This is a genomic window from Mycobacterium sp. NGS56 (genome assembly GCF_059812425.1).
The window spans coordinates 124404-140943 of the sequence record NZ_JCALCQ010000005.1; the positions used below are offsets into that span (position 1 = coordinate 124404).

The window sequence follows — 16540 nt, forward strand, 5'->3', positions numbered from 1 at the left end:
CCTAGCTTCTGCGGATTGCGCTCAGCGGAGATAGACCTCGCTGCCGCTGGGATATCCGCCGCCGACGGTGGTGACGTGCACGTGGTCATAGTGACCGAGCCGGCTCGGCTGCGCTCCGCCGGGCGTGTAGTAGACGCCGCGCCAGATCGCATCTTGGATGCCGAACCGGTTGGCGTTCTGCAGCACATAGGCGACGATCTCGTTGCCCAGTGCGATGCCCTCGGCCGATTGCGGGTCGGGAATAATCACATCGAGCGCCAGGCCGAGGGGGTGCCACGGCAGCGGATCCGGGCGCACTCCCCCGATCTCGTGGATCTGCGGGAAGTCCGCGGTGATGCTGCGAGCGGTCAGGATCGTCCGGATCTGCAGGCCGTGTTCCGGGGCGAGGTCGGCGGTCAGGAAACGGGCACGGGTGTGATACCGCGACGCCGCGGTGGGCTCGCCGTCAGCGGCTTCCTTGATAAGCCGATGCGATGCGGCGGTCACGATTTCCGCGCAGCATGGGGTGACGTCACTGATAACGGGCTTGGCTTCGGTACGGGGCGCAAATGGATGGACGTCTGCGGACACCGCGAAGAACACGGCCGCGGGGGCGAGCACCGCTGCCAGGGACACCGACGGTTTGCGCCGCTTCCTGGCTAATCTGTGTCGACCCATCCCGAGCACATTACGGTGCGATAACGAAATAATAAACATGGGTTGTTTAAGAATTGCGTCACAGCCGGCTCAGATTTCGCGCGTGCGTGGCCGGGCAAGCTGCCGATCAGGTTTGGTATATGTGCTCTAATGACCTCGCGCAATGGTGGTCGTCCTAGCCCGGCCGCCGTTGCGGGCGAGCGGCCGGGGCGTCGAATGCTAGCCTGCTGAGGCCACCACGCCGATGTAGTTCAATGGCAGAACATCAGCTTCCCAAGCTGAATACGCGGGTTCGATTCCCGTCATCGGCTCCAAGCGCCCTGGTAGGGGCCGCACGAGAATTCGCCAGCTAACCTGCAAGCTCGAAAATCCGTACTTTCCCCGTACATTCGATTTCAAGACTGGTTGCTGGCCCAAGTCTCCAGCACGGCGCGGGCATCTGGGCCGGCCGTCACTCGCTGAACGTAATGACCCTCTGTTGTGGCGAGCTGGGCATGCGCAAGCTGCCGCTGCGCCGCCTCGACACCGAGCCCATCCCGCACGACGGTCGCGACGGTCCGCCTGAAACTATGCGGCGTCACCCACTTGAGGTGTTCGTGGCCGGCGAGCGCTTCCCGCAAGGACGATCGGATGTTCGTCAGCGCCACCAGGCCGCCATCACGGTTGGTCAACACCGGTCCGTCTGGGCCCGTCACCGCGTACAGGTCTGCGAGCACCTGGACACCGAACGCCGGCAAGCTCACAGTGTGCGGGGGTGCGCCGCCTTTGCGTCCGTCCTGCCGATGAAGCGGCTTGCCAGCCACTCTGCCAGCGTCGACCACGGTGCCGTTGACCGTCACGGTCGGGGGTGTGCCGAGTAGGTCGATGTCCTCCCAGCGGATCGCCAACACCTCCCCCGGCCGCGCGCCGGTGGCCGCCAGTAGCTCGACGAACGCCGGTAGCATCGGGGCCCGCCGGGGCCCAGGCCCCTTGCGTGCACAAAACGACTTAACCGCCAGACGCACCTGCTCAAACTCCATCGCCGTCAAAGCCCGCGCGGGCTTGCGATCAGGTTTCGCGGTCCGCGTCTCCCGTATCGGATTGTGACCCATCACGTCGAATCTGACGGCCAACGAGTACATGCCCGACAGGATGATGCGCAAATAGGTGGCCGGCGCCGGCGGCAGCGCCTTCAAGTAGGAGTCTGCGCGGCTAGTCGACAGCTCCGAGATCCGGAGCGCACCGAGCTGCTGGTCACCGTGCAATCTCCACGTATCCCTGTAAAGCGTTCCTGTCCGCTCCCCGATCCGATCCTCAGTGACTTTCACCGGCATCCACGCGTCGAACAGTTCGGAAAGCGTTGTGCGATGGTTGATCACGCCGGTCGGTTCCCCTGCTACTAGCTCCGCGGCGATACGTCGCTTGAGCGTTCGACGGGCATCTTCGGCGGACTTCGTAGACCGCGCCTCACGCTCTCGCCTTTTGCCGCTGTGCAGTCTGACATACGTTGTCGCATAGAAAATTCCGTTACGTTCACGTTCGGTGATCTTCCCATGCTCACCGGGTGCCATCCGCTGCCTAGGCATCGTCTTCCATTCCGCGCAGATCTTCTTGGTACCGATCGAGGGCGACTTCGAGCGACTCGATGAGTTCGCGGTACCGTTGCGCTTCATCGACGAGCCGCTCGCGGTACCTCTCGGGCATATTCAAGCGCTTTGCCCCCTCTTCGGCCTGGAAAAGATTGTGGCGCTGCGTTTCTAGCTTCTCTTCGACTTCGGCTATTAGCATCCGCAGGACCGCCCGATCAGAACGAGCGCCTGGAATGTCGACCCCCGCAGTAGCCCTATCCAGCCACTTGGACCAATCTGCCTCCAGTGCCACGCCCAGCGCGATCAGCTCGGGCAGCGTGACCCCCTGCTCGCCCTTTTCAATCCGCGGTATTGCCACCCGATGGACAGGAGCGCCAATCTTCTCGGTCGCCTCGGCTAGGCGGACATACGACATGCCCCGTTCTTCGCGGGCTGCCCTGACGGACTCGCCCACTCGTTCTGCGACCTCTTGCGGCCAGCCCGAACTGTCGCCCATGACGACATCATTGCACAGCTTCTGTTGACTTTCCGACATCTGAATGTACTGTCGAGTCCGCGACAGCACGGTCGCGAACTCGACAGGAGCCAGATGAACAGGAATAACAACCACGCCGAGGTGGGCGCTCGCCTCGGCGTCAGCCGAACAGTGGTTTTCAACCTTTGGGCGTCAGGCGAGCTGGCGTCGGTCACCATCGGTCGCCGGCGTTTTAGCACGGATCGGCAGATCGACGACTACCTCTCCCGACTTGAGCGGGCCGTCCGGCCGGGGCCGGACGCCGCCTGATGCGCTGGCCACAGGAGGATCACGCCGACCTCGGCCTGATTCCTGATTCTGACCAAACCGAGGACATGCGGCGTTCAGCGTCTGGCTCGTCGAGCTACACGTTGTGCCGCCGCACTACCTCTCGATTCGTCCGCATGGTCGGAATCGGGGAATCCGATATACAAGGGCCCTCTGCCGATCCCGATATTCGAGCAGGGCGGCACGATGGAAACAATCGTCTGGATCCCTTCGGATAATGAGCGGCCAGCTCGTCGGCGAGGTGATCGCCGCTTCCGACACCCTGCGGGCGCGCGGGGTGTCAGAGCGTGGGTTCCAAGCACTGATCGCGATCGCGGAGAAGGCCAACACCAAGACCCGGCAAGCATCAGTTCGCTGGGATCACATTCGGGCTGTGCAGTACGGCACGTCGCTCTCGACCGCGAAGCGAGCCGTCAAGGAACTTCTAGACGCTGGCTACGTTCGAAAGATCAAGCGCGGGTTCAACAACCAACAGGGCAGGTCAGCAGCGCCGGTCTACGAGTTGCCGACAATGCCTGTCCGGGCGGACATCACGCGGACGTCCGGGCGGACATCACGTGACACGAACGGGTCATCCATGGTGACCCATTCGGGGGTGGGCGAACGGTTCACTCAGGCTGACCCAATCGGTACCCTCATCGACGATTTGCTGGACTTGGACTCGGACCGAACGAATCATGAGACGGGGCCGAACGGGTCATATCCGGGGACCGAACGGGTCAAATTCGAGACCGAACGGGTCACCCAGGATGACCTACTTGACGGGTTAACACTTGACGGGTTAACACCTGACGCTGCGCAAAAACCCTCTGACGAAAAGCATCTGAGGTTTCGTGACGGGGGTACGTCACCAGGGGCCAGTCGCAAGGAGCCAATGCATTTCGACAATCTCGCTCAGCTGCTGTACGCCGACGCCGATATGGACCGTCAGTGCCCGTACTGTGGCGCCGACGCCCATGAGTGGTGTCGTTTAGACGATGGCTCGCATAAGCGCATGCCGTGCCTGACCCGATCCCGAAGGCCAACGTGACGTCGCGAGTGTTCGGAGGGTTCTACACAAAACCGATCGCCATCACGTTCAGCGCGACGGAGGCCAAGCTGCTGCACTACGCCGTTCGTGACCTCGTCGTTCGCGCCGATCTCGGCATTCGACCGCCCTTGTCAGGTGGGTTCGACGCCGTGCACGCCAAACTGGTCAGTTTCCTACACGAAACCAAAACTTGTGCTTCACAACCACACCCGCCACCGTCGGCAATGGCAGAACTGATCGACACGTCCGCAGCAGCCGCGCTCCTGCACTGCTCGCCGCAGTGGGTCCGGCGCATCCGAGCTCAACTCGACGGGCACAACGTCGGCGGTCGATGGCTCTTCTCGCGGAAGGCCGTCGTCGAATACGCCGAACGAAAGGTAGGACAGCGCAGATGAACCCAATCGATTACCTACGGCTGGGAGTCGAGCAGTACCTTCGAGAGCTGCCCGACGACGAATTCAGCGGCCTCATTCAGCGGGTGCGCCCACCCAGCGACAAGCCGGCGGGTGACGACCGAGCGTCGTTCGCGCGCAACCTGTTCAGCGGTGGCAATTAACATGGCGGGCGCGTCGCCCAACATGACCGTCGTCGAGCGCTGCATGGCAAAGGTGGACCACGCGGCCGTCAAGCGCGCCGAGCAGGACCGAGTTGCGCAAGCCACCGCGGAACGCATCAATTTCCTGTACTCCCGCCTTTTCGGAAGGGTCGTCCCTAACCGAGTTGTGGCGGCTCTCCACACGGAGAACGCGGCGCGCGAGCTACTACAGTCCGCCGAAAGCAACCTCGTGCAAGTCGAAATCTTGCGCGTAGCTGTCGACAACCGATGGGCCTCTGTGGTCGAAGCCTTCATCAAAGTCTGGGACGGCGAGCACCCAATCGCGGTCACTGTCCAAGAACTGTGGAACCTCACCACCGGCCGCGCCTCGGCCTGAACCACCCCGAAAGGAAACCAACGCAATGTCTCTGGCACAGCTCGAATCCCAGATCGACGATCTGCGCAGGCAGGCTGCGAACATTCAGAGCCGATGGGCCCGCACCACCGACCTACTCGACTCCGACAACACCCTCACCGACACCGGGAAGCGGGCCAAGCTCGACAGCGAGCACGCACAGGTGAGCGCCAAACTGAGCGACCTCCGCAAGAAGGAGAAGGAGCTCATCACCAACAAGCGTCAGTCACTTGAGAAGTCGCTGTTCGGGCTCTCCAGCGTCACGAGCAGCCATCCCGGCCAGATCATCGCCTATCGCGACGCACAAGACCGCGCAGCACGACTCACCCAAGCCGACGAAGCGGGCGAGGTATTCGCGGCAGCAATTCGCTCCGACGACAACACCCTTGCCGCCGCAGTACTTGCGCGAGCACTCGAAGCTGGTTGGAGAGGCATCGTCGCCGAATACATCAAGCAAAACCCAGGCGCCAAAGAGCAACTCGACGACCTCGCCAAGATTCAGAACTATGACTCGTTCGGCGCGAACCTGTCCTACGCCACGCTGAGCCCGTCTTTCCGCGGCGGCTGGTAGCCACCTGACGGTTTCGGGCCGGCGCGAACGGAGTTCCCGTCACCCGCGCCGCGCCGCCGCGAGGCCCAAACACTACCGGGGGTGACCCCCACCCCGCCCCGTCGCTGCACCCCGTGGCATAGGCATTGCCCCCTCCGCCCCGTTTTTTCCAACGAGCAAAAGGAACTCGTGACGTGACCGAGCGCAGATTGCGCGCTGTGAAGGCGGACGAGAAAGCGCCGGCGAAGCGGACTGCGCGGAAAGCGGCGCCGAAGTCGGTTCTCGATGCTGCGAGGAGTGCTGATCGCCGGCAGCTGCTCGTCGCATTGCAATATCGGATCGCAAAGGCCATCGACGACCCGAAGACCGCAGGTCCGGCGTTCGCAGCGTTGATCAAGCAGCAGCGCGAGATAGCAGCCGAGATTCACGCGATAGACCTCGCTGCCGAAGGTTCCTCGTCGACGTCGGGTTCCAAGTCGGCGATCGCCTCGACGCCCGACGAGCCGTGGGATGAATCGATGATTTGAACTCGGGTCAGGGTGAGACTCGACCCATCCGCGGTCAGAAGCCGCTGGTGACCCGGGCGCCGGGCGGAGAAACGACCCATGCGTGCTCTCCGCGTAGGCCATGACCTGCTCCCCGCCAGGGTAGAGCTGGTGTCACCCGCCTAATTCGGTCGAAACCAGGCTAAACCAGTTTGCTGTCCCTTAGGCTCTCCCCGTCCAGGCACCGATGTCGATCAGCCAGGGGGTCGCCCATGTCAGAGCCCTGGCTGTCGGCAGACGAGATCGCTTCCCACCTCGGCGTCACCAAGGACACCGTCTACACCTGGATCGCAGAGAAAGGCATGCCGGCCCACAAGGTGGGCCGGCTGTGGAAGTTCCAGACCGTTGAGGTCGACGACTGGGTGCGCCGCGATGGCGCGGCGGCCGACGACACGGCCGGGGGCTGAGCATGCGCATCATCGACAACGTGAGTGAACTGCTTGGTGACGATCTCAAGGGTGAGGTTCGCCAAGGTTCCAAGCTCCGGATCGCCGCTTCGACGTTCTCGATCTTCGCGTTCGAGGCGTTGCGCAAAGAGTTAGAACGGGTCGAGGAGCTCCAGTTCGTTTTCACATCGCCCTCGTTCGTCGCCGCCAACGCCACCGATCAGTTACCGAAAGAACGCCGACAGTTCTTCATCCCCACGGCCCGAACCGGGGAATCCTCCCTTTACGGTTCGCAGTTCGAGATCAGGCTACGAAACCAGTTGACACAAAGAGCCATCGCTCGAGAGTGCGCGGACTGGGTGCGCCGCAAGGTCCGATTCCGCTCAAACCGGACCGGAGCGCCGATGCAACAGTTCGCAGTCGTTGACGACCGGGTCGCCTACCAACCAATCCAAGGCTTCACCTCTGCTGATCTCGGTTACGAACGTGGAAATGCGGTCTCCAACATCGTCACCAAACTCGACGAAGCACCGATGGCTACACAGTATGTCGCGCTCTTCGAACAGATTTGGAACAATCCGAGCCAGCTCCAAGACGTCACCCAGTCGGTGCACGACCACATAGCAAGCGTGTATGCGGAGAACTCGCCGGCTCGGATATACTTCGTGGTCCTCTACAACTTATTCTCCGAGTTCCTCGAGGACATCAACGAGGACGTTCTGCCCAACGATCGCACCGGCTATCAGGAAACGCAGGTCTGGAAAAGCCTGTACAACTTCCAACGTGACGCCGCGACCGGAATCATCAACAAGTTGGAGACATATAACGGCTGCATCCTCGCCGACAGCGTCGGCCTGGGCAAGACGTTCACGGCGCTGGCAGTCGTCAAGTACTACGAGCTGCGCAACAAGTCCGTTCTCGTCCTAGCGCCGAAAAAGCTCGCTGAAAACTGGACCAACTACAACGCCAACCTGACCACCAACATCTTCGCCGGCGACCGGTTCAACTACGACGTTCTCGCCCATACCGACCTCTCCAGGGCGAAGGGAGAATCGTTGGGCTTGCGTCTCGACCGAATCAATTGGGGTAACTACGATCTCGTCGTCATCGACGAGTCCCACAACTTCCGCAATGCCGACTACGCACAAGAAATGGAATCGCGCTACCAACGGCTCATGCGGCAAGTTATCCGCGAAGGCGTAAAAACCAAAGTTCTTATGCTGTCGGCCACCCCGGTCAACAACCGCTTCAACGACTTGAAGAACCAACTCCAACTCGCTTACGAAGGCGACTCGGAAAACCTCGCCCAACACCTCAACATCTCCACCACGATCGACAAGGTCTTCAGCGACGCACAGCGCGTCTTCAACGAGTGGTCCAAACTTCCTGCTGAATCGCGAACTGCCGAACGAATTCTGCAGATGCTCGACTTCGATTTCTTCGAGCTCCTCGACTCGGTCACAATTGCCCGATCCCGCAAGCACATCCAGGCGTTCTACGACACGACCGAGATCGGCACATTCCCCAAACGTCGCCATCCAGAGTCGATCAGGGAGCCACTCTCGGATCTACCCGACGCGCCGACCTTCAACGACATCTTCGCCCAGCTCCAAGTACTCACCCTGGCTGTATACACCCCGCTCGCTTACGTTTTTCCCAGCCGAATCAGCAAGTACGAAGACCTCTACAACGTCAAGGGCGGTACCGCACGCTCCAACATCGGACAACGCGGCCGTGAGCAGGGCCTCAAGAAGCTCATGACCGTCAACCTGCTCAAGCGCCTGGAGAGCTCGGTAGAGGCGTTCCGTCTCACCCTCTCGAAAATCGAAGCAGCAGTTGACCGCACCCTTGATCGAGTCGGATCACGAACCGGATCCCTCACCGACCTCAACGTCGACTTCGCCGGACTCGACCTCGATGTCGACGACGAAGACGACGCCAATGTCGAAGCCCTCTCATTCGGAGAGAAAATCAAGATCGACCTCAACGACATCGACGTGGAATCCTGGCAGCGCGACCTGTCTAACGACCGCGAGACCCTGCGCGCGCTCCTGGACGAGATGCACAAGGTCACCCCGGCGCACGACCTCAAACTCCAGAAGCTCAAACGTCTCATCGCGGATAAGTCCGCCAACCCCTTCAACCCCGGGAATCGCAAGGCTCTAGTATTTTCCGCCTTCGCCGACACCGCCGAGTACCTCTACCGGGAACTTGCGCCATCATTTCGCGACGCCGAGATCCAGACCGCGCTCGTCACCGGAGGTGCCCACACGGCGAAAACGACATTGGGTACCGGCTATGACTTTCAGCAAGTCCTTACACTCTTCTCTCCGAGGTCCAAGCAACGCCACCTCACCATGCCCAAAGAGACCGCCGAACTAGACCTGTTGATCGGCACCGACGTGATCAGCGAGGGGCAGAATCTCCAAGACTGCGACTATCTCGTCAACTACGACATTCACTGGAACCCCGTCAGGATCATCCAACGATTCGGCCGCATCGACCGTATCGGCTCGACCAACGCCGAGATCCAACTCGTGAACTTCTGGCCAGACATCTCGCTCGACGAGTACATCAACCTCAAGGACCGCGTCGAAAGCCGCATGGTGATCGCCGACCTCGCCGGCACCGCGGACGACAACGTCCTAACCCTAGAGGACAGTGACGCAGCCTTCCGCAAGGAACAACTCCGCAAGCTCCAGGAGGAAGTCATCGAACTCGAAGACGTCCGTACCGGTGTTTCCATTACCGACCTCGGGCTCAACGACTTCCGCATGGACCTCCTCGGCTATCTCAAAGAATACGGCGACCTCGCCACTGCCCCGAAGGGGCTTCACGCCGTAATTCCCGCCGACCCAGCGAAAGGCCTGTACCCCGGCGTGCTTTTCGCCCTGCGCAACGTCAACGCCGACGACAACATCAACCGTGGGAATCGGCTGCATCCGCACTACCTCGTATACCTCGACAACGATGGCAACGTCATCGCCGACCACACCGAAGCCAAACACCTACTCGACTTGATCCGCACCGGATGTCGCCCCTACGACGAACCCGTCACCCCCGTCACCCGCATCTTCAACGACACCACTCGAGAAGGCGCAGAAATGGGCGCTTACTCTCAACTACTCACCGCCGCAATCCATTCAATGATCCAGGTCACCGAAGAACGGGACATCGACAGCCTCTTCACCGCCGGCGCGACCACGGCACTAACTCAGACCATCGCCGGCCTCGATGACTTCGAACTTATTGCCTTCATCGCCGTTGTCGATCCCGGCCCGGCAACAGCATGACCGGGGTCCTCTACCATTGGCCGCCCGCCGCCAAGTTCGGTCGCCAAGTGCCGAAAATAAAATTCTACGAACACGGCGCAGTCTCCACTGCTCTGCGCGAGAAGTTCGTCAACGAGGTTCAACGCATCACCTGGGCCTACAAACTCGCCGAGTCGACCATCAACCTCACCGGTGACCCGCAAGTCCCCGAGATCCAGGTCTTCCAGATCGTAGCCAAAGGCGACGACGTCAGCGAGCCCGTGATAGCCGCTATCGACAAAGCTGTCCAGACACCGATCATCTTCGAGGTCACCAGCAGCGACGGCCGCACCCGCATGACAGCAACCCACAAGCAGGTAGCGTCACCCACACCCAAGCTCGGCGCTTACTACACGACCCGATGGCACGCCGAAAACGCCGCACGGGAACCACTTCCAACCGCCATAACGCTATCGGCCCTCTACACAGCACTTGTTCAATCTCTCACCTCGGTGTCAACACGACCTGGCGAAGAACTATCAGAAGCAGCTGCGCGGCTGGATACCGTCCGCAAGCTCGAGCGCGAAATCGCCGCCCTAAAGCGAAAACTCCGTGCCGAGCCGCAACTCAACCGCAAGGTGGAGCTTCGGCGTGCCCTGAAAACGAAGCAAAGAGAACTGGAAGAGCAGAGGTAGCAGGTGGAGAAACTTTCCATGACATCGCCGGACTTTACCGAGGCCAATATTGCCAAGCTGGCGGGGCTGTTCCCCAATGTCATCACCGAGTCGCTCGACGTCGAAGGGAATCCAAAGAAGGCGGTCGACTTCGACATGCTGCGCCTGGAATTGTCAGATCATGTTGTCGAAGGCCCGCAAGAGCGCTACCGGCTGGACTGGCCCGGCAAACGAGAAGCGGCTTTCGCCGCCAACGCACCAACCGCCAAAACCCTTCGGCCGGTCCGCGAGGAATCTGTCGACTTTGACGTCACCAAGAATCTATTCATCGAAGGTGACAACCTCGAAGCCTTGAAGCTGCTGCAGGAGCCGTACCTCGGAAAAGTCAAACTTATATACATCGACCCGCCCTACAACACCGGTAATGACCTTGTTTACGCGGACGATTTTGCAGAAAGCACCGCTGCGTATCTCGAGCGCTCCTGCCAGGCTGATCCAGACGGTTCGCGGCTCGTCGCGAACCCCGAATCAAACGGGCGGTTCCACTCCAACTGGCTCAACATGATGTACCCGCGCCTCAAGCTGGCGAGGAACCTGCTGACGGATGATGGCGTTATCTTCATCTCCATTGGCGACAACGAGCAAGACAACTTAAAGAAGGTATGCAATGAGATATTCGGGGAAGCCAATCTTATTGCAGTTGTGCCCCGAATCGCCAAACGGACATCAGACAAAGGGACGCATTTCCGCCCCACTAAGGACTATGTACTAGCCTACGCGAGGAACATAAGTGCCCTGCCCGAGTTTGGCGTTGCCAAAGAACGCAATGAGAGTGATTATCGTTTAACTGAAGCCGATGGTCGAAGGTACAAAAAGAGCGGAGCTTCTTTGTATCAGCCGTCGTTAGACTCGAGACCGAATCAAAGGTATTACATTGAGGCACCAGATGGCAGTCTAATCATTCCGCCCGGAACAGTCTTTCCTGAAGAAAAGGAAGACGGAGCAAAAGTCACGCCAGTTTCGAATTCTGACAAGGTATGGCGTTGGTCGCGTGACACATATCTGGAGAAGAAGGATCTTTTAATTTTTACGAAAGGCTCTGACCGAAATCCATTGCTTGACGAAAATGGAAAACAATCGAATTGGAATGTATATCCGAAGGTATACTATGACGAAGATGTAGAATCCACCCTTCACCCCGAAGATGTCATATACGACTACCCTAACTCACAGGCTACAAAAGAGCTTCTTTCTTTGAACATTCCGTTCAGCTTTGCAAAACCAACAGGACTCATTTTATTTCTTTTAAAACTGCTGAATGACGATCAAATGATCGTGTTGGATTTCTTCGCAGGAAGTGCTACGACGGCCCACGCTGTGATGCAAATGAATGCAAACGATGGTGGTCGGCGCAGCTTCATCATGGTTCAGGGAGACGAGAAGCCGGATCCGAAATCCGATGCCGCGAAGGCTGGTTTCAACACAATCGCTGAGATATCTCGTGAACGCATCAGACGGGCTGGCGTTAAGGTGGTCGACGAGTCAGGATTCGCCGCCAATCAACTCGATGTGGGGTTTCGTTCGCTCAAGATCGACACGTCGAACCTGTCCGATGTGTTAAGCACACCCGACGAGACGCGCCAAACTGAGTTGATCCGTCTGGTCGACAGCATCAAGGCTGACCGGTCGGGTGAGGACATGTTGTTCCAAGTTCTTCTCGATTGGGGACTTGAGGTGACGATGAAAATTGGCGTCGAGCAGATCGACGGCCACGAAGTGTTCGTCGTCGAAGACGACGCATTGGTGGCCTGCTTTGACAGCGTAGTCAGTCCGGAGGTGGTGCGGGCCATCGCGAGGCGTGAGCCGCTGCGAGCCGTATTCCGCGATTCCGGTTTCGCCTCTGACGACGCTCGGATCAATGCGGAACAGATCTTCCGTGAGATTTCTCCGGCGACGGACGTGAAGGCCATCTGAACTGATGAGACTGCAGTTCAAGACTCAGCAGTACCAGACCGATGCCGTGGATGCGGTTGTCGAGGTCTTCGCTGGACAGCCGAAACATGATGGTGTCGCCTATCGAATCGATCCAGGGAGGGCGAATCCGGCCACCGCGCCGATGCTGTTTGACCCGAGCGCGACTCCCGACTCGGGGCTGCGTAACGCGGAGATCGCCCTGACGTCAACGCAACGGCTAGAAAACGTTCAGAAGGTACAACGATCACGAAACCTTCCGTTGTCAAGCAAGCTAGTAGACAGCAGTGCCGCTCCAGGCGCTCCGAATCTCGACGTGGAGATGGAGACCGGTACGGGCAAGACCTATGTCTACATCAAAACGATCATGGAGCTGAACAAGCGTTACGGCTGGTCGAAATTCATCATCGTCGTTCCATCGGTCGCTATCCGCGAGGGCGTGAAGAAGTCGTTCGATGTAACGGCCGAGCACTTCCAGCAGATGTATGGAGCGAAACCTCGGTCGTTCATCTACAACTCGTCCCAACTTCACGAGCTCGAGCGGTTCAGCTCAGACGCGGGAGTGCAGGTGATGATCATCAACATCCAGGCATTCAATTCGACGAGCAAGGACAACCTCCGAATATACGAAGTGCTCGACGACTTCCAGTCCCGCAGACCTATCGATGTCATCAGCGCCAATCGACCTATTGTAATCATCGACGAGCCGCAAAAGATCGGTGCGCCAAAGGCATTGGAGGCGCTTTCGCAGTTTAAGGCGCTTATGGTGTTGCGCTACTCAGCAACTCACAAGGTCGAGCACACTAAAGTCCACCGGCTGGATGCCGTCGACGCCTTCAACCAGAAGTTGGTCAAGCGGATCTCGGTGCGAGGCATCACCGTAAAAGGACTTGCTGGCTCCGCGGCATACCTCTACCTCGATGCTATCGAGATAGATAAGAATGCCAAACCGCGGGCTCGCGTTGAGATCGAAGTCCAGAGGAAGAACGGACCGATCATCCGTCAGACCAAGCGCCTCGATGTGGGTGCCAACCTCCATGATATAGCGAATGGCATCGAGGCTTACAAGCCCGACGGTCATCCCTTAATAGTGACGGACATCGATGCAAACCGTGACGTAATCGAACTTAGCAATGGCGAGATTGTCGTCGCTGGGCAGCTCGCGGACCGCGATGTCACCGAAGAAACCAAGCGGCGCATCCAGATTCGCGAGGTTGTCCGAGCACACCTCGACCGAGAGCGTGAACTGTTCACGCAAGGCATCAAGGTCTTGTCGCTGTTCTTTATCGATGAGGTCGCGAAGTATCGAGACTACGAGCGCGAGGACACTCTCGGCGAGTACGCGCGGGTCTTCGAAGAGGAGTACGGGACGGCCGTCAACGAGATCCTCGGTGAGCTCGAACTCGATGCGGCGACAGCGGCATACCGAGAGTACCTGTGCCGCGACGACGCACATGCGGTGCATGAGGGCTACTTTTCGATTGACAAGAGGACCAAACGTCAAGTCGACCCCATCGCAGCCAAGCGTGGAGACGAAGTCGGCCAGTCAACCGATCCCGACGCTTACGACCTAATCCTCAAAGACAAGGAACGCTTGCTGTCGTTGGCCGAGCCAGTCCGCTTCATCTTCTCCCACTCCGCCCTTCGTGAAGGCTGGGACAACCCCAACGTCTTCGTGATGGGCATGCTCAAGAAAAGCGACAACACCGTCTCTCGGCGCCAAGAAATCGGGCGCGGACTACGCTTGGCCGTCGATCAAAACGGCGAACGCATGGACAACCCCATCACCGTGCACGACATCAACGAGCTGACTGTCGTCACCGACGAGTCCTACACCGACTTCGTAACAGGGCTGCAGAAGGAGATCGCCCAGACTCTCAGCGCGCGTCCCCGCAAGGCTGAAGTTAAATTCTTCACCGGCAAGACAATTCAGGTCGAGAATGGTGAGTCAATCGTCGAGGAAGCCCTGGCCCGTGCGCTGCAGATGTATCTCATAAAGAATGACTACCTCAACGAGGATTACACGCTCTCCGATACATACCGCGCTGCGAGGGAGGCTGACAGACTTGTAGAGCCTTCGTCCGAAGTTCTAAAGCCGATGATCACGTATCTTCTGCCATTGGTTGATTCTCTCGACCAGAACTTGCCTGTGCCCAAAGACAGCCGCAAGGGCAAGAAGATTCCGCTCAACGAAGCCAATTTCGCCAAGAAGGAATTCCAAGCACTATGGAGTCGCATCAACCATAAGGCCGTATATCAGGTTGAGTTCGACTCTGCGGAACTCATCAGCAAGTGCGTACACAGGCTCGACAACCACCTCATTGTCGCTGCAATGCAGTATGTCGTTCAAGCTGGAACTCAGATCGACTCCCTCGACGCCGACGACCTCTCGGCAGGTAGAGGGTTTGGCATCTCGAATACGGCTACGCACACCGAGACCGCCTCGGCCGGGTCCCAGGTCAAGTACGACTTGCTCGGTGAAGTCACCGATAAGACTCAACTCACCCGACGGACGGCTGCTGCGATACTCGGGGGGATCAATCCAGATACGTTTGCAAAGTTCCGGCTCAACCCAGAGCAATTCATCACCGAGGCTGCTCGGCTCATCAATGAGCAGAAGGCCACGGCGATCGTCGAGCATCTGACCTACGACACCCTCACAGATCGTTTCGACACAGCAATTTTCACCGAGAATCAGACCACGCACGACTTCGCCAACGCTGGACCCAAGCTGACGAAGCACATCTATGAATATGTCGTCACTGACTCCAAAGTGGAGCGAAAGTTCGTCACCGAACTCGATACCAGTAACGAAGTCGCCGTCTACGCGAAGCTGCCACGCGGATTCTTCATCCCGACTCCGGTCGGGGACTATAACCCTGACTGGGCCGTCGCCTTCACCGAAGGAACGGTCAAGCACATCTACTTCGTAGCTGAAACCAAAGGCTCGCTTTCGTCTCTCCAACTGAAGGGAGCTGAGGCGGCCAAAATCGAATGCGCCCGCAAGTTCTTCAAGTCACTCAACGAGAAGAACGGTGACGACGTCAAGTACGACGTCGTTACCGACTACACAGAACTCATGCAGCTGGTGACAGTTTGACTGTTCTGCCACTTCGCCCTCGCGCCCGCAGGCCCTAGTCCGAGTCGTAGTACGCGTCGATGGCTGCCTCCTGAGCAGCACTGATCTCGTCAGGTGTAGCTTCGTCCTCGTCCCACTGGGTCTCTCCCATATGTTCGAGGGGGAGGAGGTCGTCGCTCAGTCGGAGGCCGCAGACGGAGCATTCGAAGGCCTGGGGCTCGCGGATAACTTCCACGAACGGAATTCCGGGCCTGCCGTCGTCGTCGAACTCGACCTCAATCGCGCCCCGGTGGACCGAATACTCGAGCCATCCCTCGTAATTGCATACCGGACACGTCGTGCGCGTCCATTCGTCTTCGTCGACGTAGTATCCGGCCGGCAAACGCTCTGCCCACTCCGACAGGACGTCGTGATCCAAGCCTCGACTCTGGAGTCTCTCCAATTCCCGACGCGCAGCCGCCTTCAGTTGCTCTAGCATCAGGCGCTTAGCTTCGGCCTGAACTTTCATACGTTCGTCGACTTGAGCCAGGAAGTCCATGCCCCAGTACGAGGTGCGATCCAGCGAGGGGTCAAACTCACCGATCATCGCGATGACCTGTTCAGACAGCGCGACCATTGCGGTTAGGGCAGGTTCAAGCGTCGTGAAGTCGACGCAACCCAGGTGTGTCGCAAGGTTCCGCACGTCGAAGACGACGGAATCGCGTTCGGAGTTGTAGTCGAATGGACTGCATTGTTTTAGAAGCATCAAGCATTCGGTGGCCGATCTCGTCTTCGCCTTCTCTGGGATGAGTTCACCTACGCCCACAAACTGCAAGAGATGCTTCGACTGTCTGTCCTCCGCCAGCAGCACTGGGCTGATGCTGGTGACCGCGGCTTTGGCAAGCAGCTCGACGGAAGTGCCGATTGAAACAGCTCGATCCAGAATTGATAGGTCGTCGGATGCACTTGCCAGTGCACGTCGAGCGTGCAGAGATGCAATCCGGAAGAGATGCTCGGGCAAGTCGCTCTGTGGCACCGCTCTGCCGATACCGGGCCAATCCGGCGGCGTGATGGTCAACATCCCAACAACGCTATTCCAACCTGCTCTTCATCGCCGTC

General features: G+C 59.0%; 16 protein-coding genes and 1 tRNA gene. 13 read left to right on the forward strand and 4 right to left on the reverse strand.

Going from position 1 to position 16540, the window contains the following annotated elements:
- Positions 1-21: 21 nt before the first annotated feature.
- Positions 22-657 carry a VldE C-terminal domain-containing protein gene (locus AC5Y4F_RS15300; protein WP_499997510.1) on the reverse strand — a complete coding sequence of 212 codons (636 nt, stop codon included), beginning with the start codon at positions 655-657 and terminating at the stop codon, positions 22-24.
- 219 nt (positions 658-876) lie between these two features.
- On the opposite strand from AC5Y4F_RS15300, the gene AC5Y4F_RS15305 reads away from it, so the two are divergent.
- Positions 877-950, forward strand: a tRNA-Gly gene (locus tag AC5Y4F_RS15305).
- Between the two features lie 81 nt (positions 951-1031).
- Here AC5Y4F_RS15305 and AC5Y4F_RS15310 read toward each other — a convergent pair.
- Complete coding sequence (locus tag AC5Y4F_RS15310; RefSeq protein WP_499997511.1) at positions 1032-2201, reverse strand: tyrosine-type recombinase/integrase; 1170 nt, start codon at positions 2199-2201, stop codon at positions 1032-1034.
- Complete coding sequence (locus AC5Y4F_RS15315) at positions 2194-2739, reverse strand: hypothetical protein (protein WP_499997512.1); 546 nt, start codon at positions 2737-2739, stop codon at positions 2194-2196. The genes AC5Y4F_RS15310 and AC5Y4F_RS15315 overlap by 8 nt, the downstream gene beginning before the upstream one ends.
- A gap of 54 nt (positions 2740-2793) precedes the next feature.
- On the opposite strand from AC5Y4F_RS15315, the gene AC5Y4F_RS15320 reads away from it, so the two are divergent.
- The 12 genes from AC5Y4F_RS15320 to AC5Y4F_RS15375 all read left to right on the forward strand — a co-directional run bounded on the left by AC5Y4F_RS15320 (position 2794) and on the right by AC5Y4F_RS15375 (position 15463).
- Positions 2794-2988 carry a hypothetical protein gene (locus AC5Y4F_RS15320; RefSeq protein ID WP_499997513.1) on the forward strand — a complete coding sequence of 65 codons (195 nt, stop codon included), beginning with the start codon at positions 2794-2796 and terminating at the stop codon, positions 2986-2988.
- 235 nt (positions 2989-3223) lie between these two features.
- Complete coding sequence (locus AC5Y4F_RS15325) at positions 3224-4036, forward strand: hypothetical protein (RefSeq protein ID WP_499997514.1); 813 nt, start codon at positions 3224-3226, stop codon at positions 4034-4036.
- Complete coding sequence (locus tag AC5Y4F_RS15330; RefSeq protein WP_499997515.1) at positions 4006-4431, forward strand: helix-turn-helix domain-containing protein; 426 nt, start codon at positions 4006-4008, stop codon at positions 4429-4431. The genes AC5Y4F_RS15325 and AC5Y4F_RS15330 overlap by 31 nt, the downstream gene beginning before the upstream one ends.
- Positions 4428-4592: a hypothetical protein gene (locus tag AC5Y4F_RS15335; RefSeq protein WP_499997516.1), complete on the forward strand. Its 165-nt coding sequence runs from the start codon at positions 4428-4430 to the stop codon at positions 4590-4592. Before AC5Y4F_RS15330 ends, AC5Y4F_RS15335 begins: the two co-directional genes overlap by 4 nt.
- Positions 4593-4614: 22 nt before the next feature.
- Entirely contained in the window at positions 4615-4968 is a 354-nt protein-coding gene (locus AC5Y4F_RS15340) for a hypothetical protein (protein ID WP_499997517.1), read from the forward strand.
- A 25-nt stretch (positions 4969-4993) separates the two neighbouring features.
- Positions 4994-5557: a hypothetical protein gene (locus AC5Y4F_RS15345; protein WP_499997518.1), complete on the forward strand. Its 564-nt coding sequence runs from the start codon at positions 4994-4996 to the stop codon at positions 5555-5557.
- A 173-nt stretch (positions 5558-5730) separates the two neighbouring features.
- Entirely contained in the window at positions 5731-6063 is a 333-nt protein-coding gene (locus AC5Y4F_RS15350) for a hypothetical protein (protein WP_499997519.1), read from the forward strand.
- Positions 6064-6293: 230 nt separating this feature from the next.
- On the forward strand, positions 6294-6488 hold the full coding sequence (locus AC5Y4F_RS15355; RefSeq protein ID WP_499997520.1) for a helix-turn-helix domain-containing protein: 195 nt from the start codon (positions 6294-6296) through the stop codon (positions 6486-6488).
- Positions 6489-6490: 2 nt separating this feature from the next.
- Positions 6491-9760, forward strand: coding sequence for a helicase-related protein (locus AC5Y4F_RS15360; RefSeq protein ID WP_499997521.1), 3270 nt, complete (start codon positions 6491-6493; stop codon positions 9758-9760).
- Positions 9757-10413, forward strand: a complete 657-nt coding sequence (locus AC5Y4F_RS15365) for a DUF4391 domain-containing protein (RefSeq protein ID WP_499997522.1) — start codon at positions 9757-9759, stop codon at positions 10411-10413. The genes AC5Y4F_RS15360 and AC5Y4F_RS15365 overlap by 4 nt, the downstream gene beginning before the upstream one ends.
- 3 nt (positions 10414-10416) lie before the next feature.
- Positions 10417-12366 carry a site-specific DNA-methyltransferase gene (locus AC5Y4F_RS15370; protein WP_499997523.1) on the forward strand — a complete coding sequence of 650 codons (1950 nt, stop codon included), beginning with the start codon at positions 10417-10419 and terminating at the stop codon, positions 12364-12366.
- Positions 12367-12370: 4 nt separating this feature from the next.
- Positions 12371-15463, forward strand: coding sequence for a type III restriction-modification system endonuclease (locus AC5Y4F_RS15375; RefSeq protein ID WP_499997524.1), 3093 nt, complete (start codon positions 12371-12373; stop codon positions 15461-15463).
- A gap of 34 nt (positions 15464-15497) precedes the next feature.
- On the opposite strand, the gene AC5Y4F_RS15380 is transcribed toward AC5Y4F_RS15375, so the two are convergent.
- On the reverse strand, positions 15498-16502 hold the full coding sequence (locus tag AC5Y4F_RS15380; protein WP_499997525.1) for a hypothetical protein: 1005 nt from the start codon (positions 16500-16502) through the stop codon (positions 15498-15500).
- Positions 16503-16540 lie beyond the last annotated feature (38 nt).

What these genes read in the sequence shown, in the direction of transcription:
- AC5Y4F_RS15345 (WP_499997518.1), top strand. Translation starts at nt 4,994, where the DNA reads ATGTCTCTGGCACAGCTCGAATCCCAGATCGACGATCTGCGCAGGCAG.
- AC5Y4F_RS15365 (WP_499997522.1), top strand. Translation starts at nt 9,757, where the DNA reads ATGACCGGGGTCCTCTACCATTGGCCGCCCGCCGCCAAGTTCGGTCGC.
- AC5Y4F_RS15380 (WP_499997525.1), bottom strand. Translation starts at nt 16,502, where the DNA reads ATGTTGACCATCACGCCGCCGGATTGGCCCGGTATCGGCAGAGCGGTG.
- AC5Y4F_RS15315 (WP_499997512.1), bottom strand. Translation starts at nt 2,739, where the DNA reads ATGTCGGAAAGTCAACAGAAGCTGTGCAATGATGTCGTCATGGGCGAC.
- AC5Y4F_RS15360 (WP_499997521.1), top strand. Translation starts at nt 6,491, where the DNA reads ATGCGCATCATCGACAACGTGAGTGAACTGCTTGGTGACGATCTCAAG.
- AC5Y4F_RS15310 (WP_499997511.1), bottom strand. Translation starts at nt 2,201, where the DNA reads ATGCCTAGGCAGCGGATGGCACCCGGTGAGCATGGGAAGATCACCGAA.
- AC5Y4F_RS15335 (WP_499997516.1), top strand. Translation starts at nt 4,428, where the DNA reads ATGAACCCAATCGATTACCTACGGCTGGGAGTCGAGCAGTACCTTCGA.
- AC5Y4F_RS15300 (WP_499997510.1), bottom strand. Translation starts at nt 657, where the DNA reads ATGGGTCGACACAGATTAGCCAGGAAGCGGCGCAAACCGTCGGTGTCC.
- AC5Y4F_RS15325 (WP_499997514.1), top strand. Translation starts at nt 3,224, where the DNA reads ATGAGCGGCCAGCTCGTCGGCGAGGTGATCGCCGCTTCCGACACCCTG.
- AC5Y4F_RS15340 (WP_499997517.1), top strand. Translation starts at nt 4,615, where the DNA reads ATGACCGTCGTCGAGCGCTGCATGGCAAAGGTGGACCACGCGGCCGTC.
- AC5Y4F_RS15375 (WP_499997524.1), top strand. Translation starts at nt 12,371, where the DNA reads ATGAGACTGCAGTTCAAGACTCAGCAGTACCAGACCGATGCCGTGGAT.
- AC5Y4F_RS15355 (WP_499997520.1), top strand. Translation starts at nt 6,294, where the DNA reads ATGTCAGAGCCCTGGCTGTCGGCAGACGAGATCGCTTCCCACCTCGGC.
- AC5Y4F_RS15320 (WP_499997513.1), top strand. Translation starts at nt 2,794, where the DNA reads ATGAACAGGAATAACAACCACGCCGAGGTGGGCGCTCGCCTCGGCGTC.